The organism is Kitasatospora sp. NPDC005751, from assembly GCF_040630835.1.
GTDB lineage: Bacteria > Actinomycetota > Actinomycetes > Streptomycetales > Streptomycetaceae > Kitasatospora.
This window is the reverse complement of the sequence record NZ_JBEXYC010000083.1, coordinates 1-20,971: the sequence shown is the minus strand read 5'-3', so window position 1 is coordinate 20,971 and position 20,971 is coordinate 1. Positions and strand designations below refer to the sequence as shown.

The following is a 20,971-nucleotide window of genomic DNA, read 5'->3' as shown; positions in this document are numbered from 1 at the left end:
CACCCGCCAGCTCCGCCGTCCCGAGGACAGCCCACCGACCACCCTCCGTCGCGGCGCCGTCCAGAGCAGCCGGAACCCACTCCACACCGAACAGGCCGTCGCGAGCCGGTGCCTCAGCAGCCGCGAAAGGCCGCAGGACCACCGAACCGACCGACGCGATCAACGCACCCGTGGCATCGGCGAGGGTCAGCGACACGCCTTCGCCCCCAGGCGTGACCCGCACCCGGGCGGCCACCGCATCCGCGGCATGGACGACCACATCGCCCCAGGCGAACGGCACTTCCGGCCGGTCCCGGCGCTCGCCCGTGCCCACGATCACGTGCAGGGAGGCGTCCAGCAACGCGGGGTGCAACCCGAAGTCGGCGGCGCTCACCCCGTCCGGCAGCGCGACCTCGGCGAACAGCTCCTCGCCACGCCGCCACGCCGCACGCACCCCCTGGAACACCGGACCGTAGGCGAGACCGCTGGCGGCGAGCCCCGGGTAGAACCCGTCCAGATCCACCGCCTCGGCACCAGCCGGAGGCCACTGCGCCAGATCGCCGTGAACGTCGGCAGACGTGTCGGCCGGAGCTAGAACGCCGGCGGCGTGCCGGGTCCACTCCTCCTCCTGAGCCGCTTCCTCGGCCTGGGCGTAGAGGGCCACCACGCGGCGGCCGGACTCGTCCGCCTCGTCGACCGTCACCTGCACCCGCGCTCCGCCCTGCGGCGGCAGCACCAGCGGTGCCTCGATGAGCAGCTCCTCGACCCGGGTGCAGCCGGCCTCGTCGCCCGCGCGCACGGCCATCTCGACCAGCGCGGCGCCGGGGACGACGACCTGCCCGGCGACCACGTGATCGGCCAGCCAGGGCTGTGCGGCCAATGACAGTCGCCCGGTCAGGACCACGCCACCACTCGACGGCAGGGTGACCGCCGCGCCCAGCAGGGGGTGCCCTGCGCTCTCCAGACCGAGGTCCTCGGCGCGGCTGCCCGCCGTCGCGGTCAGCCAGTAGCGCTGACGCTGGAAGGCGTAGGTGGGCAGGTCGACCTGCTGGGCACCGGTGTCCGCGTAGACCTGCTCCCAGGCGACCGGCACACCGCGCACGAAGAGCTTCGCAAGGGCGGTCATCAGGGCGCGGGGTTCGTCACGGCCCCGGCGCAGAAGGGGGAGCCAGACCTCGGCGGCTGCCTCGCCCTCGGTGTCGATCCGGGTCTGCGGGCCCATGCCGGACAGCACACCGTCGGGGCCGATCTCCACGAACGTCCGGACGCCGGCGGTGCGAAGGGACTGTGCGGCGTCGTGGAAGCGGACCGCCTCGCGGACGTGCTTCACCCAGTAGGCCGGGTCCGTGACCTCGTCCGTCACCGGGAGGCCGGTCAGGGCGGAGACCATCGTCAGCTTGGGCGTGCGGTAGCTGACGGCGGCGACGACGCGGGCGAACTCCTCCAGCATCGGCTCCATCAGCGGCGAGTGGAACGCGTGCGAGACCTGCAGACGCTTCGTCCGTGCGCCGGATACGGCCAACTGTGCGGCGGCCTGCAGTACTTCGTCCTCGACGCCCGAGATCACCACAGCCTTGGGGCCGTTCACCGCGGCGATACCGACACCGGCCCGGCCCGCGATCGCTTCGAGAACCTGCTCCTCCGTGGCCTCGACGGCCACCATCGCACCACCGGACGGTAGTTGCTGCATCAGCCGGCCACGCGCGGCCACCACCGCGCAGGCGTCCTCCAGCGACCACACCCCCGCCACATGCGCCGCCGCCAGCTCACCGATCGAATGACCGGCCACCACCTGCGGACTCACACCCCACGACTCCAGCAGACGGTGAAGGGCCACCTCAACGGCGAACAGTGCGGGCTGCGCCCACCCCGTCTCATCGATCGGGCCCTCACCCCGGATGACGGCGGCGAGGGAACCGTCCAGGTGCTCGGCCAGACCCGCGCACACCGCGTCGAACGCGGCGGCGAACACCGGGAACGCGGCATACAAGCCCTGCCCCATGCCAACGCGCTGCGCACCCTGGCCGGTGAACACGAACCCGACCTTGCCCGCACCGCCCACGGCTCCGGTCACCACACCCGGAACCTCACGGCCCTCGGCCAGCGCCGCAAGACCGGCCAGCAGCTCCTCGCGGTCCGCACCGAGGACCACCGCCCGCTGCTCCAACGCCGCCCGCGACACCGCCAACGACCAGCCCACGTCCAGGACATCAGCATCGGAGCGCTCAACGAACGCCGTCAACCGCTCCGCCTGACCGGCAAGACCCTCCGCCGACCGCGCCGAAAGGGACCACGGCACCACCGGCAGGCCAACACCACCGGCACGGGCCACCGGAGCGTCCTGCACCGGCGCCTGCTCGATGATCACGTGCGCATTGGTCCCGCTGATGCCGAACGACGACACACCCGCGCGTCGCGGCCGCTCCTCGGAGTGCGGCCAGGCCACCGCCGATGTCGCCAGCCGGACCGCGCCCGCCTCCCAGTCCACGTGCGAGGAGGGTTCGTCGGCGTGCAGCGTCTGGGGCACCTGCTCGTGCTGCAGGGCGAGCACCATCTTGATCACGCCCGCGACACCCGAGGACCACTGGGTGTGCCCGATGTTGGACTTCAGCGAGCCGAGCAGCAGCGGCCGGCCCTGCGGCCGCTCCTGGCCGTACGTCGCCAGCAGCGCCTGCGCCTCGATCGGGTCACCCAACCTGGTCCCGGTGCCGTGGCCCTCGACCACGTCCACCTCGGCCGCCGACAACCCGGCGCCCGCCAGCGCCGCCCGGATCACCCGCTGCTGCGACGGCCCGTTCGGCGCCGTCAGACCGTTGGACGCACCGTCCTGGTTCACCGCCGAACCCCGCACCACCGCGAGCACCTTGTGCCCGTTGCGCAGCGCGTCCGACAACCGCTCCAGCACGACGATGCCGGCGCCCTCGGCCATACCCATGCCGTCGGCCCGCTCCGAGTACGCCTTGCAGCGGCCGTCCGCCGCGAGGCCCTGCTGCCGGCTGAACCAGGCGAGCCACGCCGTGGTGGCGTGCACGGTGACGCCGCCCGCCAGCGCCAGCGAGCACTCCCCCGACCGCAGCGACTGGCTTGCCAGGTGCAGTGCCACCAGGGAGGACGAGCACGCCGTGTCGACGGTGAGTGCCGGCCCTTCGAGGCCGAGCGTGTAGGCCACCCGGCCGGAGATCACGCTGGGCGCGATGCCCGACTGGAGGTGCCCTTCGAGCTCCTCGGGCGCGTTGGCGCCGTAGCCGGACGAGGAGGCGCCCACGAAGACGCCGGTCGCCGAGCCGCGCAGCCGCCTGGGGTCGATGGCCGCCCGCTCGAAGGCCTCCCAGGACAGTTCGAGGAGCAGCCGCTGCTGCGGGTCCATCGCCAGCGCCTCACGCGGGCTGATCCCGAAGAACCCGGCGTCGAACTCCCCGGCTCCGGTGATGAATCCGCCGCCGCGCGTGTAGAAGGTGCCGGCTCGCTCCGCGTCCAGGTCGAAGAGCTGCGAGAGGTCCCAGCCGCGGTCGGTGGGGAGTTCGCCGACCGCGTCGCCGCCGGTGGCCAGCAGGTCCCAGAGCTGCTCGGGGGCGCTGACGTCACCGGGGAGGCGGCAGCTCATCGCCACGATCGCGATCGGCTCGTCGGCGGCCGCTGCCGTCCGGGCCGCCGCCGTGGTGTCGTCGGTGTGCCCCAGCGTCTGCGCCCGCAGGTACTCGGACAGTGCCACCGGGGTCGGGTAGTCGAAGATCAGTGTGGTGGGCAGCCGCAGGGCGACCGCGCTGCTCAGCCGGTTGCGCAGCTCGACCCCGGTCACCGAGTCGAAGCCGAGTTCCTTGAAGGTGTGCGCGGGGTCGAGCGCCTGCGCGGAGGGGTGTCCGAGGACGGCCGCGGCGTGCGCCGCGATCAGGTCGAGGACCACCTGGTCCTGCTCGGGCCGCGACAGGCCCGCGAGCCGGCGCAGCAAGCCCTCGGCGGCGTCGAGGGGAGGCGCCCCGGCCGTGTCGTCCGCCGCGTGCGGCAGCTCCATCACCTGCGCGGAGGGGCCGCTGTCGAGCCAGAAGCGCTTGTGCCGGAAGGCGTACGTCGGCAGCTCCACCGGCCTCCCGGTGGGCAGGACCGCACGCCAGTCCACCGGCACGCCGTGCACGAAGGCGCGGGCCAGGCCCGTCACCAGGCTCGTGGTGCCTTCGTCGTCGCGCCGCTGGAGCGGGACGAAGTCGGGCTCGTCCTTCGCGGTGCCGGCCACGATGTCCGCGCCGAGCGAGGAGAGTGACCCGTCCGGGCCGACCTCGACGAACACCGAGACGCCCTCGCGGGCCAGCGTCGCCACCGCATCGGCGAAGCGCACCGCCTGGCGGGTCTGCGCCGGCCAGTAGCCCGCCTCGGGCGCGGTGACCAGCTCACCGGTGAGCGCGCCCGCCCACATCACGTTCGGGCGGCGGTACTCCAACCCGGCCGCGACGGCGGTGAGTTCGTCCAGCACCGGGTCCATCGCCGGGGAGTGGAAGGCGTGCGAGACCCGCAGCCGCCGCACCCGGCGGCCCCGCTCCCGCCACAGCTCCACCACCTGATCGACGGCCTCGACCTCACCCGAAACCACCACGGACTCCGGGCCGTTGACCGCCGCGATCACCACACCGGGCACCAGCTCGGCCAGCACCTCGGACTCCGAGACGTTGACCGCCGCCATCGCCCCGCCCGCCGACAGCGCCTGCATCAACCGAGCCCGCGCCGCCACCAGCCGCACCGCGTCCGGCAGCGCCAGCACCCCGGCCACATACGCGGCCGCGACCTCGCCCACCGAGTGACCGACCACCGCGTCCGGCGTCACGCCCGCAGCCTCCAGCACCGCCGCGACGGCGACCTCGAAGGCGAACAGACCGGCCTGCGCATACAGCGTCTGCTGCGCCAGCGCCTCGTCCACACCCTCGGCGCCGAGCACGACGTCCCGGACCGAGACACCCAACTCCAGCTCCAGCAGCCCGCACACCCGGTCGAAGACCTCGGCGAAGACCGCACTGCCCTCGTACAGACCCCGGCCCATCCCGACCCACTGCGACCCCTGACCGGCGAAGACCAGACCCACCCGGGCACCCGGCCGCGCCACACCCGACACCACCGAACCCGAGGGCGTCCCGGCAGCCAGGCTCGCCAGGCCGGCCACCAGCTCGGCGCGCTCGGTCCCGAGCACGACCGCCCGGTGCTCGAACGTCGCCCGGGTGGTCGCCAGCGACGCCGCCAGGTCCGCCGGTTCCACCGACGGCCGGGCCGTCACCCAGTCGTGCAGCCGCTCCGCCTGGGCCGTCAGCCCCTCGGCCGACCGGCCCGACACCAGCCACGCACCGGCGCCCGGGAGGACCGGCGCCACGTCGGGCACCTCGGCGGTCTCGACAGCCGGCGGTGCCTCCTCCAGGACGACGTGGACGTTGGTCCCGCTGATCCCGAACGCCGACACGCCCGCGCGCCGCGTGTGCTCCCCGGCGGGCCACGGCACCGGCTCGGCCAGCAGGCGCACCGCACCCGCCGACCAGTCCACCTGCGGCGACGGCTCCTCCGCGTGCAGCATCGCGGGCAACTCGCCGTGCTGGAGCGCCAGCACCATCTTGATCACCCCGGCCACACCGGCGGCCGCCTGGGTGTGCCCGATGTTGGACTTCACCGAGCCGAGCCACAGCGGCCGGCCCTCGGGGCGCTCCCGGCCGTAGGTGGCGAGCAGTGCGCCCGCCTCGATCGGGTCGCCGACCCGGGTGCCCGTGCCGTGTGCCTCCACCGCGTCGACGTCGGCGGCGGACAGGCTCGCGTTCGCCAGGGCGCGGCGGATGACCGCCTGCTGGGCGCGGCCGTTCGGGGCGGTCAGGCCGTCGCTGGTCCCGTCGGAGTTGATCGCCGAGCCGCGCAGCACGGCCAGCACGGAGTGGCCGTTGCGCAGGGCGTCGGACAGCCGCTCCAGGACGATCAGGCCGGCGCCCTCGGACCAGACGGTGCCGTCGGCGGCGGCCGAGAACGGGCGGCAGACGCCGTCCGAGGACAGCGCCCGCAGCCCGCTGAACGCGACGAAGTTTCCCGGGGTGGCCATCACGGACACGCCGCCGGCGAGCGCCAGCGAGCACTCGCCGGACCGCAGCGCCTGCACGGCGAGGTGGATGGCGACCAGGGAGCTCGAGGCGGAGGTGTCCACCGTGAGGGACGGCCCGTGCAGCCCGAGCAGGTAGGAGATCCGGCCGGACATCACGCTGGTCGTGGTGCCGGTGAGCAGGTAGCCCTTCACGCCCTCCGGCGCCTCGTGCAGCCGGGGGCCGTACTCCCTCGGCTCGGCGCCCACGAACACGCCGGTCCGGGTGCCCCGGATCGCGGACGGGGTGATGCCGGAGCGCTCCAGGGCCTCCCACGAGGTCTCCAGCAGCAGCCGCTGCTGCGGGTCCATCGCCAGCGCCTCGCGCGGCGGGATGCCGAAGAAGGCGGCGTCGAAACCGGCGGCGTCGTCGAGGAAGCCGCCCCGGGTGAGGTAGGTCCTCCCGGCGCTCTCCGGGTCGGCGTCGTAGAGGGATTCGAGGTTCCAGTTCCGGTCCGCGGGGAAGTCGGAGAGGGCGTCCCGGCGCTCGGCCAGCAGGCTCCACAGGTCCTCGGGCGAACGGACCCCGCCGGGGTAGCGGCAGCTCATGCCGACGATCGCCAACGGCTCCGCACCGGCTGCGGCACGTTCCGTCAGGGCCGGCCCATCAGTCTCGTTCACAAATCCCTCGGCATTCCGGAGTCTGGGAGTGCGATACCTGGTCGAATGTCTTTCAGCCAAGGAGAAACAGCAATGCAAAAGGGCTGAACAGAACGGCCGCACAGAAAGCTGCGTCGAAGAACCGCACTGGAGCTGTGCGAGGAAATCCGGGAAATGGCCCGCCGGAGCCCCCGACGGTCAGGATATGAGCCGGTCCGTCCGGAGGACCACGTGTTCAACCGAGAAAGGCGCGCCGGTTGATCGGCGCGCCTTTCCGTTCGGCCGGGGAGTCCCGGTACCGCTCACCCTCGGGCGACGGCGTCCTTCTCGGAGGCGGCCGCGGCGAGTTCGGGCGAGTCCAGCCGCATCGTCGTCGGCCCCTCGCGGCGGTCCGCGACCAGGTGCAGGCGCTGGACGCCCTCCCCGGCGGGCTCGCCGAGGACGGCCTGGCAGGCGCAGGGGTCGTCGGCGAAGCCCGCGAACCGGTAGGCGATGTCCATCATGCGGTTGCGCTCGGTGCGCCGGAAGTCGGCGACGAGGTGGGCGCCGGAACGGGCCGCCTGGTCGATCAGCCAGTTGAGGATGACCGCGCCGGCACCGAAGGTCACCACGCGGCACGAGGTCGCGAGGAGCTTGAGGTGCCACAGATCCGCGTGGCGCTCCAGGAGGAGCACGCCCACGGCGCCGTGCGGACCGAAGCGGTCGGTGAGGTTGACGGTCAGGACCTCGTGGTCCGGGTCGACCAGCAGCGCACGCAGCGCGGCGTCCGAGTAGTGGACGCCGGTCGCGTTCATCTGGCTGGTGCGCAGGGTCAGTTCCTCGACCCGGGAGATGTCCTCCTGGTCGGCGCGCTTGATCTCCATGACGAGGTCGAGGGTGCGCAGGAACTCCTCGTCGGGGCCGCTGAAGGTGTCCTTCTCGGCGTCCCGGCGGAAGCTCGCCTGGTACATCTCCCGGCGGCGCCGGGCGTCGACCGTGACGATCTCGGGGCTGAACTCGGGCAGTGCGGTCAGCTCGGCCGCCCGCTCGGCCGGGTAGCAACGGATGTCGGGCGCGTGGTAGTTGACCTCGGCGCGCTCGGTGGGCAGGTCGTCGATGAAGGCGACGGCCGTCTCCGCGAAGTTCAGCCGCTCGGCGATCAGCCTGACCGCGTCGGACTTGCGCCCCCACCCGATCTGGGGATGCACGAAGTACTCGGCGAGGCCCAGGTCTTCGAGCCGCTTCCAGGCGAGGTCGTGGTCGTTCTTGCTCGACACCGAGTGCAGGACTCCCCTGGAGTCGAGCTCGACGATGGTGTCGTGGATTCCGGGGAACAGTTCGACGGTCGGGTCCTCCAGCAACGTGCCGTCCCAGACGGTGTTGTCCAGGTCCCAGACCAGGCACTTCACGAGGGTTGGCTTCTCAGCCACGGGGGTCTCCTACCAGCTTTCGGTCGGACTTCGGTCGGATGGACGTCAGTCGGAAATCGACAGGGCGTGGTCAGCCAGGATCAGCCGGCAGATCTCGTTGCTGCCTTCGATGAGCTCCATGAGCTTGGCGTCCCGGAACGCGCGGGCCACCACGTGGCCGTCCTCGGCACCGGTCGATCCGAGCAGTTGGACCGCGGTGGCGGCGCCGCGGGCCGCGTGGTTCGCGCTGACGTGCTTGGCGAGGACCGCCGTGAGCCCCATGTCCGGGGCGGCGGAGTCCCATTGCCGGCTGGCGTGCTCGCAGCTGCGCCGCGAGACCTGCTCGGCGACGAGCAGCTCCGCGAGGTGCCCGCGGACGAGTTGGTGCTCGGCGAGCGCCACGCCCGCCTGGTGCCGGTGCTTCACGTGCCGGGTGGCGGCGCTCAGGCAGGCCTGCAGGATGCCGACGCAGCCCCACGCGATCGACACCCGCCCGTAGGAGAGCGCCGTGGTGAAGAGCATCGACAGGGGCTGTCCGCCGCCGCCCAGCACGTGGGTGGCCGGCAGCCGGACGTTGTCCAGGCGGATGTTGGCGTGGCCGGCGGCCCGGCAGCCCATCGGCTGGGGTACCAGGTCGATGTGCACGCCCGGCGCGTCGACGGGGACGATCGCGGCGGCCGCGCCGTCGCTGTCCCCCTGCCGGCCGATGACGACGACGAAGTCGGCGTACCGGGTGCCGGTGACCCACTTCTTCTCGCCGTCGATGACGAACCCGTCGCCGTCGGCCTTGATCCGGGTGCGCATGGCCGCCAGGTCACTGCCGGCCCCCGGCTCGCTGAAGCCGACCGCGGTGAGCTTCCCGCCGGTCAGCTCCGCCAGGAAGGTGCGCCGCTGCTCGCGGTCGCCGAAGCGCTGGATGGTCCAGGCCGCGATGCCCTGCGAGGTCATGATGGACCGCAGGGAGCTGCACAGGCTCCCCACGTACGCGGTGAGTTCGCCGTTGTCCTGGCTGCTCAGCCCGAGGCCGCCGTAGGAGGCCGGCACCTGCGCGCACAGCAGGCCCTTGGCGCCGAGCGTGCGCAGCACGTCGAGGGGCAGTTCGCCCGCGACGTCCCAGGAGCCGGCCCGGGAGCCGACGAGCTCGCCGATGAGGGCGCGCTCGTCGGCCGGTCGGTCAGGCATTCCCGGCCGCCACCGCGTCGCCGCGCAGGCGCAGCACGAGGCCGGCCATGCCCCCGACGGTGCGGAAGTTGTCGAGCTTGAGGTCGCCGCCGACGATGGCGATGTCGTAGGCGTCCTCCAGGTGGACGACGAGCTGCATGGCGAACATCGAGGAGACCACGCCGGAGGCGAAGAGGTCCTGGTCCAGCTCGACGTCGGTCTTGATGCGCTCGGCGAGGAAGCCGAGGATCTCCTTCTGGAGGGTCTCAGCGGTCAGCGGAGTGTTGTCCCCGTGGACGGTCATGACGCGACCTTTCCGTAGTCGTAGAAGCCCCGGCCGGTCTTCCGGCCGAGGTGGCCGTCCCGCACCTTTTCGAGCAGGAGGTCACAGGGGCGGCAGCTTTCGTCACCGCGGCGCTCGTAGAGCACGTTGAGCGAGTCGACCAGGTTCTCCAGGCCGATCAGGTCGCCGGTGCGCAGCGGGCCGGTGGAGTGGCCGAGGCAGCCCTCCAGCAGGCCGTCGACGACCTCGACGGAGGCGACGCCCTCCTGGACGAGCATGGCCGCGGTGTTGATCAGCGGGTGGAGCAGGCGGTTGATCACGAAGCCCGCCGAGTCCTCGATGACGAGTGCCTCGCGGCCGAGGACGGTGAGCAGCTCGGTGGCCTGCTCCAGGACGGCCGGGTCGGTGCGCGGGCCGCGGATGACCTCGACCATCTTGATCATGTAGGAGGGGTTCATGAAGTGCACGCCCACCAGGTCCTCGGGGCGCACGATCCACTCGGCCATCTCGTCGATCGGGATGCACGAGGTGTTGGAGATCAGGGTGGTGCCGGGCGTCACGACCCGGGAGGCCGCGGAGAGCACCTCCTGCTTGACCTTGTCGACCTCGGTGACGGCCTCGACCACGGTGGTGGCCTCGGCGATGTCGTCGAGGTTGACGCTGGTGGTCAGCGTGCCCTGCGGGCGGTCGGCCGGCAGGACGCCCATGAGCTGGGCGTGCCGCAGCTTCTGCCGGATGGTCTGCCGGGCCGTCTCCAGCACGGTCTCGTCGACGTCGACCAGGACGACGGAGACGCCGTGGCCGAGGGCGAGCGCCGAGATGTTGGTACCCATCACACCGGCGCCGATGATGGCGAGGCGGTGCTCCTCAAGAGCAGTGCTCATGGATTCTTCCCTGCTGTTTCGTGAGCCGGTTCCTGTCGGCCGGCCCGGTCGTGGTGACGCGGCCCGGTGTGGTCCGCCGCTCAGGCGCGCAGCAGCGCGGCGAGCGCGGCGGGGGTCGGGTGCTTGAACACGTCGGCGAGTTCGAGGTTCCTGCCGGTGAGCTCTTCGACCCGCTGCGCCAGGACGGCCGCGAGCAGCGAGTGGCCGCCCGAGTCGAAGAAGTTCGTCTGTGCCGTGGCGCCGGTGCTCAGCAGCTGCCCCCAGATCCCGACGAGGCTGCGGACGAGCGCGTCGTCCTCCGCCGGGTCCGGCCGGTCGGCGCCCTGCTCGACGGCCTTGCGGGCCAGCGCGCGGAGGGCCTCGTGGTCGGGGCGGCCGTCCGGTGTCCTGGGCAGCGCGGCCAGGCGGACGAACAGCCGGGACCCGGCGGGGGCGCCGGCGTCGGTGGCCGTGCCCGGGGCAACGGCCGGGTCGGCGACTGTCCCGGGGGCCGGGTCGGTGGTCGGGTCGGTGGACGCCTCGGTGGTCGTCTCGGCGAAGGCGACGACGGTGTGCCCGCCGTCGGGCCGCGGCACGGCCAGCGCGGCGGCCGCCGTCACCCCCGCCCGGCCGAGCAGGTCGGCCTCCACGCGGCCGAGGTCGACCGGGCCGTCCTCGGTGGTGACCCGGTGGTCGGCCCGGCCGAGCCACTCGATCGCCCCGTCGGACCGCCGGCGGGCGAGTTCGCCGGTGCGGTGGTGGCGCCCGTACCGTGCGTCGGTCGCGACCGCCGGACCGTCCGGCCCGCTCGGGGCCGAAGCCGTTCCCGCGAGGCGGAGTTCACCGCGCAGTCCGACGGGCAGCTCGCGCCCGTCGGGGGCGGTGACGAAGGCCCGGGTGCCGGCCACCGGCCGCCCCCGGGTCAGCCCGTCGGGGCTCTCCACCCGGCCGGACAGCACCCAGCCGGTGGTCCCCGGAATGCCGAGGCCGCTGTGCAGCCGGCAGCCGGCCGCGAGGAGCCGCTCCGCCACCTCGGCGGTCAGCTCGTCGCCCCTGGCCAGTACCGTCAGTCCGGGCAGCTGCCCGGCCGGGTCCGCCAGGAGGCGGGCCGGGGTGCCCGGCGGGACGACGACGACGGTCGCGTCGAGCCCGTCGGCGGCGGCCCGGAGGGCGATCGCGTCGGTCCGGGCCCCATCGGGCAGGACCACGCAGCGGCCGCCCGCGCCCAGCGCCAGGAAGGTCTCGAAGAGCGCGTCGAAGCCGGCCGGCGCGGCGAGCGCCGGGACACCGGTGCCGGGCCCGACGCCGAGCTCGGCCGCGAAGTGGCCGACCGCGTCCGCGAGGCCCGCGTGGCTGAGCACGGTGGCGACCGGTTCACCGGCCTCCCCGCAGGTGTAGAACACGCAGGCGGGCCCGGTCGGTTCGGCGTCCGCGTCCGGTCCGGCGGGACCGGGCGCAGGGGCGTCGGCCGACGTCAGGACCGGCGGCAGGTCGGCGCCGTCGGGCAGCCGGACACCCGTCCCTGTGAGGACGGCCTTCGCCCGCGCGTGGGTGAGCTGCCGGGTCAGCCAGGACGGGTCGTGTCCGGCGTCGAGCGGCAGGCAGACGGCGCCGGCCCGCCAGACGCCGAGGGCGGCGGCCGCGGCCTCGCGCCGCGGCACGGCGATCGCCACCGTGTCGCCCGGCCCGATGCCGGCACCGGCCAGCAGCGCGCGGACGGCGGATGCCGCCCCGTCCACCTGCCGGTAGTCCACGCCGTGGTCGCCGTCGGTCACGGCCGGGGCCTCGGGTGTCTTCTCCGCCCAGGCCCGGAACGCCGCGGGCACCGTCGGGCGCACGGCCGGGGCGGCCGTCCCGTCGGCCCGGTCGACGGCCCGGCGGTCGGCGTCGCTCCAGCCCGCCGTCCCGGCGAGCGGCCGGTCCGGGTCCTGCGCGGCCGCGACCAGCAGGGCGTCGAACCGGTCCAGCATCGCCTCGACCTCGGCCGGGGCCAGCGTCTCGGAGTGGCGGAACACGATCTCCGCCCGGGACGGCGAGCCGACCAGCTCCAGGTCGAACTTGCTGTGCGGGTTCTCCACCGTCAGCACCCGGGCCGCCATGCCGCCGACCGACAGCTCGCCGGCCGGCGCCTCGGGCAGGAAGTTGAACAGGTGGCGGAAGAGCTGGGTCTGCCAGGACGTACCGATCCCCGGCAGCTCCCCGGTCAGCTCGTCGACCGGGGTGTCGGCGTGGGCCATCGCCCCGAGGAACGCGTCCCGGGCCTGCCGGGCCAGCGCCCGGAAGCCCTCGGCGAGGTCCACCCGGATCCGGATCGGCACGACGTTGACGTGGTAGCCGATGGCGGCGGTGTTCGCCCCGCGGACGTTGACCGGGGAGCCGATGACGAGGTCCGGTCCGGCGCCGTGCGCCGCGAGGAGGGCCGCGTAGGCGGCCAGCATCACCGCGCCGAGCGGCGCCCTGACCGCGCGCTGCAACTGCAGCACGGCCTGCTGCGCCCCGGGGGAGAGCGCGCGGCTCGCGGTCTCGCCCCGCAGCCGCGGCTGCCGGTCGCGCGGGGTGCCGCACCACAGCTCCAGCCCGGCCGGGTCGAAGCCCTCCAGGGTCTCCCGCCAGTAGGCGAGGTCGGCGGGCCGCGGCTCGGGCTCGGCGAGCGCCGGGGCCGGTGCGGTGGCCTGCGGCAGCACCGGCCGGCCCGCCGCGATCGCGTCGTAGACCGGGATGAACGCCTGGAGGAACAGGGCCACCGAGACCATGTCGAAGACCAGGTGGTGCACGGCCACGCAGAGCACGTCGCCGTCCGGACGGACGGCGTGCCCGATCCTGACCAGCGGCCGGCCGTCGAGCCGGAACGGCCGGTCCGCGAACGCGGTCAGCTGCCGCTCCACCGGGTCGCCCGACAGGTCGAGCGGCTCGATCTCCACGGCGAACCCGCTCGCGGGGACGACCTCCTTGACCAGGTCCGCCCCGGTGGTGCGGTAGACGGTCCGCAGCACCTCGTGCCGGCCGACCACGATCGCCAGGGCCGCCCGCAGCGCGTCCGGCCGCAGCCGCCCGCTCACCTGGAGGGCCAGCCCCAGGTTGTTGACCCCGGTCTCCGGGACCAGCTGCTCCAGCAGCCAGAGGGCCTTCTCCTTGCTCGTCGTCGCGGTCGGCGCCGAGGTCGTCGGTGCGTTCGTCGTCGCGGTAGTCGGAGCGTTCGTCGGTGCGTTCGTCGGTGCGTTCGCGCGGTCCGGTTCCGGCGGCCGGCCGGACGCGCCCAGGTCGGAGTTCATCGCCCTCAGAATTCGGCGTTGTCGAGGAGGAGCCGGACCGTCGAGTCGTCCCGCAGGAGGTCGACGTGGCCGATCTCCAGCGAGAGCCGCCGACCCAGCACCTTGCTGGCGTTGACCACCGTCGCCGCGCCGGTCCGCTCCAGCTCCGCGTAGTCGGAGGAGGTGACGGCGAGCGCCTCGCCCCAGGCCCGGCTCGGGTCGATCTGGGAGGCGGCGGAGAGCCACGTCATGTACGACTCGAAGAGCAGCACGACCTCGTCCCGGCGGGCGTCGGCGAGACCGATCCGCCGGAAGGCGATGGAGGCCATCTCGCGGTAGAGGCCGACGATCTCCACGGCGGCGTCGAGCAGGCCGATCGACGGGGTCCCGACGATCTCGGCGGCCCGCTCGCGGGCGTGCTCCGCCTCCTCCGCGGTGAAGACCGGGCCGGCCAGCGCGATCATCTTGTGGATCTCGGACTCCAGCAGCTGCAGGTCGGTGACCTGCGGGTCGAACAGGACCACCTTGGGCGCCGTGCCCTGACGCTGCGCCAGGCGGTCGGCGATCTCACCGGCGTAGACGCCGCCGACGCAGTAGCCGAGCACGGCCACCACCTCGTACTTCTCCCACTCGCCGGCGTTCAGCCAGTGCTCGGTGTAGTAGTCGCCGGCCGGGCGGTCGGCCAGGCGGACCGGCGGGGGCGTGGTCTGCAGGAACCCGTGCCCGGCCCAGGCCGGGCCCATCTTCCGTGCGAGGTCCTCGAATCCGGCCTCGCGCCGCCCGGCGGCGGGGAAATCGATTCCGAGAACAAGGGACTTCGACGTCGGGGCGGTTATGACGCTCCAGGCGTTCTCGTTCGGCACTTTCTCATCCCATCTTCGGAGTCGGACGGCTGGTTTCCCTGCGGCACAGCCCGTGGAACATTTCCTCGAAGAACCGGTCGGACACCGGCACGGCCCCGGATCGCCGGGGGCCGCTCATCGGCCCCCGGCTCATGGCCCGTCGGCTCATTGCCCGTCGGCGCTTTCCCGGAGGACCGCCGTCAGCTCGCCGAGCAGGAAATCCGCGATCGCTTCCGGCAGATAGAGGTCATAGATGAAGCCCTCCGGCAGCTTAAGGCCGGTCAGCCCGGTAATTCTTTCCCGCAGTTGAACGGCCGACATGGACGTCATGCCCATCTCGAACACGTCGCCGTTCGGGCGGACCGAATCGACCGACGCGTAGCCGAGCATCGTGGCGATCTCCTGGCGGAGCAGGTCGAGCACCAGGTCCCGCTGCTCGGCCTCGCCGAGGCCGGCCAGCTGCCGGAGCCAGTCGAGGTCACCGGAGCCGTCGGCGGACCCGTCGGGGCCGTCGAGCGGCGCCTGCTCGCGTTCCTGCTGACGCCAGGTCGAGAGCCGCGCCAGCACCGTGCCCAGCGGCATGTCCTCCCGCAACGGCTCGGCCAGGCCGAGGACTTCGGCCAGGGCGGCCATGTCCCCGCCCTCCAGCGCGGCCCAGAAGCGCTGCTCGCCCGGGGTGGCGGAGCCGGCCGCGACCGGTTCCGCGCCGGGCCTGCGGGCCGGCGGCTGCGGCCAGTAGGGCTGTCGCTGGAACGCGTACGTCGGCAGGTCGACGCGGCGCCCGCCGCCCAGGACCGCGGCCCAGTCCACGGGGACACCGAGGACGTGGAGGGCGGCCAGACCGGTGGTGAACGACCGCAGGCCCCCTTCCCCGTGGCGCAGCGTCCCGGTGACGGTGGCGCCCGCCCCGGCCCGCAGGCCCCGGTCGTCCAGGGCCCGGGCGAGGGCCGCGGTGAGCACCGGGTCGGCGCTGACCTCGATGTAGGCACCGAAGCCGCCGTCGGCCAGGGCCGCCGCCAACTCCTCGGCCGGCAGGGTGTCCTGCGGGCTCCGGACCCAGTGGTCGGCGCCCAGTCCGGCGCCCTCGGCCCAGGCCATCGCCCGGGTGGAGAACAGCGGCACCGTGCCCGCCCGCGGGCGGACGGCGGCGAGTTCCGCCCGGTCGACGGCCGCGCCGGCCGCCGACCGGCCGGTCAGCACCGCGATCCGGGCCGCGTCCGCCGGTGACAGCACACCGGCCACCTGGGCGGCCGCGACCTCGCCCACCGCGTGGCCCGCGACGGCCGCCGGGTGGACGCCCGCCGAGCGCCACAGCGCGGCCAGCGACACCATCACCGCCCAGAGCACCGGCTGGAGGACCTCGGGGCGGTCGAGCGCCGGACCGGCCGGGCCCTCCCGCAGCACCTCGGTGACCTTCCAGTCCACGTACGGGGCCAGGTCCCGCTCGCACGCGGCGATCCGGTCGGCGAAGACCGGCGCCTCGTCCAGCAGCGCGGCGGCGCAGCCGAGCCACCGGGACTCGCTGCCGGGGAAGACGAACACGGGCCGGTGGCCCGCCGTCGCGGTGCCGGTCAGCACGTCCCTGGTGGGCACGCCGGCGGCGGCCACCGCGAGGCCCGCGAGCAGGCCGTCCCGGTCCGCGCCCAGCACGACCGCCCGGTGGTCGAAGACCGTGCGCGTGGTGGCCAGGGAGAACCCGATGTCCACCGGGTCCGCGTCCGGCCGGTCGAGGAGGAAGTCGCGCAGCCGCCCGGCCTGGGCCCGCAGCGCCTCCTCGGTCCGCCCGGACAGCACCCACGGCACCACCGCCGGCGCTGCCGACGGGGCGGCGGGGGCGACGGGCGCGGCAGGCGCGGGGGCCTCCTCCACGATGACGTGCGCGTTGGTACCGCTGATCCCGAACGACGAGACGCCCGCCCGGCGCGGCCGCCCGTTCGGCTGCCACGGCACCGGCTCGGTCAGCAGCCGCACCCGGCCCTCCGTCCAGTCGACCTGCGGCGTGGGCTCGTCGACGTGCAGCGTGGCAGGCATCCGGCCGTGCCGCAGGGCGAGCACCATCTTGATCACCCCGGCGATGCCGGCCGCGGCCTGGGTGTGTCCGATGTTGGACTTCACCGACCCCAGCCAGAGCGGCCGGTCCTCCGGCCGGTCCTGGCCGTAGGTGGCCAGCAGCGCCTGCGCCTCGATCGGGTCACCCAGCCTGGTGCCCGTGCCGTGCGCCTCCACCACGTCGACCTCGTCGGCGCGGACGCCGGCGTTGGCCAGGGCGGCCCGGATCACCCGCTGCTGCGAGGGCCCGTTGGGGGCGGTCAGACCGTTGGACGCACCGTCCTGGTTGGTCGCGCTGCCCCGCAGCACCGCGAGCACCCGGTGCCCGTTGCGCTGCGCGTCGGACAGCCGCTCGACCACCAGCACGCCCGCGCCCTCGGCGAAGCCGGTGCCGTCCGCCGCGGCGGCGAACGCCTTGCAGCGGCCGTCCGGGGCCAGCCCGCGCTGGCGGGAGAACTCGACGAACGTCCCCGGCGTGGCCATGATCGTCACGCCCCCGGCGAGCGCCATCGTGCACTCGCCGGACCGCAGTGCCTGGGCCGCCAGGTGCAGCGCCACCAGCGCCGACGAGCACGCCGTGTCGACCGTGACCGCCGGCCCCTCCAGGCCGAAGGTGTAGGCCAGCCGGCCGGACAGGATGCTGGTCGCGATCCCGGTCATCAGGTGGCCCTCGGCCTCCGCGCCGCCGTGCGCCAGCACGCTCATCTCGTAGCCGGAGGTGTAGCCGCCCACGAAGGTGCCGGTCTGGCTGCCGCGCAGGGACACCGGGTCGATCCCGGCCCCCTCGATGGCCTCCCAGGACAGCTCCAGGAGCAGCCGCTGCTGCGGGTCCATGGCCAGCGCCTCACGCGGGCTGATCTCGAAGAACCCGGCGTCGAAGGCGCTGGCGTCCTGCACGAACCCGCCCGCCTGGGTGTACGAGGTGCCGATGTGCGCGGCGTCCGGGTCGTAGAGGGAGTCCAGGTCCCAGCCGCGGTCGGCGGGGAACGGCGAGATCGCGTCCTGCCCCTCGGAGATCATCCGCCAGAGGTCCTCGGGCCCCGTCACACCGCCCGGGAACCGGCAGCTCATGCCGACGATCGCGATCGGCTCGTCGTGGGCCGCCGCCCCGACCGGGGCCGGCGGTGCCACGGCCGCCGAGGCTCCGCCGCCGAGCCGGCCCCGCAGGTGCCCGGCCAGCACGGCCGGGTTCGGGTAGTCGAAGACCAGGGTGGCCGGCAGCCGCAGTCCGGTCCCGGTGGTGAGGCGGTTGCGCAACTGGACGGCGGTGAGCGAGTCGAAGCCCAGGTCGGTGAAGGCCCGGCCGGGCTCGACGGCCTCGGCGGAGCTGTGCCCCAGCACGGCCGCCACGTGCGCCCGGACCAGGTCCAGCAGCATCCGGTCGCCGTCCGCGGCGGGCAGCGCGGCGAGCCGCTGCCGCAGCGAGTCCGCGCCCGCCCCGTCGGAGGCGGCGGCGGTGCGCCGGGCCGGTCGGCCGGCCAGTGCCCGCCACAGCGGCGGGACGTCACCGGTGCGGGCCGCCTGGGACCGCAGCCCGGCCAGGTCCAGCCGGGCCGGTACCAGCACCGCCTCGTCCCGGCCGAGCGCCAGGTCCATCAGGGCCAGGCCCTCGGCCGCGCTCAGCCCGCTGGTCCCGCTCCGGGTCATCCGGGACCGCTCGGCGTCGGTGAGCTGCCCGGTCAGGCCGCTGACCTCCGCCCAGAGGCCCCAGGCCAGCGAGGTGCCGGGCAGTCCGGCCGCCCGCCGGTCGGCCGCCAACGCGTCCAGGAACGCGTTGGCCGCCACGTAGTTGCCCTGACCCGGCACGCCGAACGTCGCCGCGGCCGAGGAGAACAGCACGAACCGGTCCAGGTCCAAACCCCGGGTGAGCTCGTGCAGGTGCCAGGCACCGTCGGCCTTCGGCCGCATCACCGCGGCCACCCGCTCGGGCGTCAGCGACGCGATGATCCCGTCGTCCAGGACACCGGCGGTGTGGATCACGCTCCGCAGCGGACGCCCCACCGGAATCGCCGCCAGCAGCGCCGCCAGCGCCTCACGGTCCGCCGTGTCACAGGCGACCACGTCCACCGACGCACCCGACCGCGCCAACTCCGCCGCCAGCACGGCCACCCCGGCGGCGGCCGGACCGGAACGGCTGGTCAGCACCAGACCGTCCGCCTGGGCCGCGGTCACCAGATGCCGCGCGACCAGACCGCCCAGCGTGCCCGTGCCACCCGTCACCAGCGCCGTCCGCCCGGATGGGCGGCCCGGCAGCTGTTCAACTGCCTCCGTGGAACGGGATGGACGCGTCAGCCGTCGTCCGTGGGCCAGGGTGCCGCGCACGGCGAGTTCCGGCTCGCCGGTGGCGAGTGCCGTCGGGAGGGCGGCGATCTGCTCGGCGCCCGCGCCGGTCGGCAGGTCGACCAGGACGAGTCGGCCGGGGTTCTCCGACTGCGCCGAGCGCAGCAGGCCCCAGACGGCGGCGGCGGGCAGATCGGCTATCCGCTCACCGGCCGCGGCAGCGACGGCCCCTCGGGTGACGACCACCAGCCGGGCCTCGGCCAGACGCTCCTCGGCCAGCCAGGTCTGGGCCAGGCCCAGGGCGTCGCCGGTCGCCCGGCGGGCGGCCTCAGCCGCGTTGTCGCCCTCCGCCTGGTCGCCGGCGCAGGCCAGCACCAGGGCGGGCTCGATCTCCCCCGCCTCGGTGGCGGCGGCCAGACCGGCCAGGTCCGTGAACGAGCGGACCGGAACGCCGGAGGCCTCCAGCGCCTCGGTCAGACCGAAGCGGTCGGCGCCGATCAGCGCCCACGCCCCGGCCGGAGCCTCGGCAGCGCTCAGCGGGGCCCACTCGACGGTGAACAGGGAATCCGCCACCCCGGCATCGTTCGACCGGAGTTGCTCGGCCGACACCGGACGGGTGATCAGCGACTCGACGGAGACCACCGGAGCACCCGTGGCATCCGCCGCCGACAGCACCAGACTGCCCTGCGCGTCCCGGCGCAGCCGGGCCCGCAGCACGGACGCACCCGCCGCGTGCAGCTCGACGCCCGTCCACGCGAACGGCAACCGCACCTCGTCCCCGGCCTCCGACACCAGGGCGCTGGCCTGCAACACGCCGTCCAGCAGCGCTGGGTGCAGACCGAACGCACCCGCATCGGCGGCCACCGAGTCCGGCAGCGCGACCTCCGCGAAGACCTCGTCGCCCCGGCGCCAGGCGGCCCGCAAGCCCTGGAACGCCGGCCCGTAGCCGTACGGCCCGTCGGCCGCGGCCTCGTACATACCGCTGACGTCGACCGCCGTGGCCCCGCGCGGAGGCCAGACCGCGAAGTCCTCCTCCGCGACCGGCGCCTCCCCGGCGGGAGCGACGACGCCGTCGGCGTGCTGCGTCCACTCCTCCTGCCCGTCGGGGCGGGAGAACACCGCGACCGTCCGACGGCCCTCGGAGTCCGCCTCGGCCAGCACCACCTGGACCTGGACCCCGCCGCCGTCGGCGGGCAGCACCAGCGGCGCCTGGAGCGTCAGCTCCTCCAGCAGGCCGCACCCGAGTTCGTCCCCAGCCCGGACCACCATCTCGACGAAGCCGGTCCCCGGCAGCAGCACCGCCCCACCGATCGCGTGATCGGCCAGCCACGGGTGCGTCCGCACGGACAGCCGCCCGGTGCAGACCAGCCCCGCACCACCGGCCAGTTCGACCGCCGCACCCAGCAGCGGGTGACCGACCGCGCCCAGACCCAGCGACACCGCGTCCCCACCCAGAGCCGGTCCGGCCGCACGCGGCCAGTACCGCTCGTGCTGGAAGGCGTACGTCGGCAGCTCGACCCGCTCGGCGGCGGGGAGGACGGAAGTCCACTCCACGGAGGCGCCGTTGACGAAGGCCTCGGCGAACGAGGTGACCAGCCGGGTCACGCCGCCCTCGTCACGGCGCAGCGTGCCGCAGACCGCGGCGGGCACGATGCCCGGGCCGGCCTCCTGGGCGACCTCTTCGAGCGTGTCGTTCATCGCGCCCAGCAGCACCGGGTGCGGCGTCACCTCGACGAACAGCTGGTGCCCCTGACCGGCCAGGGTGCGCACCGCGCGGTCGAAGTGGACCGTCGCCCGCAGGCTGCCGTACCAGTAGGCGGCGTCCAACTCCTCACCGGTCAGCGTCTCACCGGTCATCGCGGACACCATCGGGATCCGGCCCCGACGCGGCGCGATACCGGCCAGGACCTCGGTGATCTCCGCTTCGAGGCGGTCCACCTGCGCCGAGTGCGAGGCGTAGTCCACCGCGACCATCCGAGCCCGAACACCTTCCGCCTCGAACTCCGCCTTCAACTCCTCCAGCGCCTCCGGCTCACCCGAAACCACCACCGCCGAAGGGCCGTTGACCGCCGCCAGCGACAACCGCTCACCGAACCGGGCGATCCGCTCCTCCACCACCGCGGCCGACCGGCTCACCGACAACATCCCGCCGAGACCGGCCAGCACCTTCAACGACCG

General features: G+C 74.2%; 8 protein-coding genes. All 8 read right to left on the bottom strand.

Features of this window, described 5'->3' with window-relative positions; translation table 11 throughout:
- The coding region (locus ABZ497_RS34395; protein WP_359811458.1) for a type I polyketide synthase at positions 1-6,697 on the bottom strand (6,697 nt) is incomplete at its 3' end.
- A gap of 281 nt (positions 6,698-6,978) precedes the next feature.
- Entirely contained in the window at positions 6,979-8,085 is a 1,107-nt protein-coding gene (locus tag ABZ497_RS34390) for an HAD-IIIC family phosphatase (protein WP_359811455.1), read from the bottom strand.
- A gap of 45 nt (positions 8,086-8,130) precedes the next feature.
- A complete protein-coding gene (locus ABZ497_RS34385) occupies positions 8,131-9,246 on the bottom strand; it encodes an acyl-CoA dehydrogenase family protein (protein WP_329490250.1) in 1,116 nt (371 codons plus the stop codon).
- Positions 9,239-9,529, bottom strand: a complete 291-nt coding sequence (locus tag ABZ497_RS34380; protein WP_329490249.1) for an acyl carrier protein — start codon at positions 9,527-9,529, stop codon at positions 9,239-9,241. Before ABZ497_RS34380 ends, ABZ497_RS34385 begins: the two co-directional genes overlap by 8 nt.
- A complete protein-coding gene (locus ABZ497_RS34375) occupies positions 9,526-10,392 on the bottom strand; it encodes a 3-hydroxyacyl-CoA dehydrogenase family protein (protein WP_329490248.1) in 867 nt (288 codons plus the stop codon). The genes ABZ497_RS34380 and ABZ497_RS34375 overlap by 4 nt, the downstream gene beginning before the upstream one ends.
- Before the next feature lie 80 nt (positions 10,393-10,472).
- On the bottom strand, positions 10,473-13,643 hold the full coding sequence (locus ABZ497_RS34370) for a condensation domain-containing protein (RefSeq protein ID WP_359811451.1): 3,171 nt from the start codon (positions 13,641-13,643) through the stop codon (positions 10,473-10,475).
- A 5-nt stretch (positions 13,644-13,648) separates the two neighbouring features.
- Entirely contained in the window at positions 13,649-14,365 is a 717-nt protein-coding gene (locus tag ABZ497_RS34365; protein ID WP_359811448.1) for a hypothetical protein, read from the bottom strand.
- A 264-nt stretch (positions 14,366-14,629) separates the two neighbouring features.
- Positions 14,630-20,959 carry an SDR family NAD(P)-dependent oxidoreductase gene (locus ABZ497_RS34360; RefSeq protein WP_359811445.1) on the bottom strand — a complete coding sequence of 2,110 codons (6,330 nt, stop codon included), beginning with the start codon at positions 20,957-20,959 and terminating at the stop codon, positions 14,630-14,632.
- Positions 20,960-20,971: the final 12 nt, after the last annotated feature.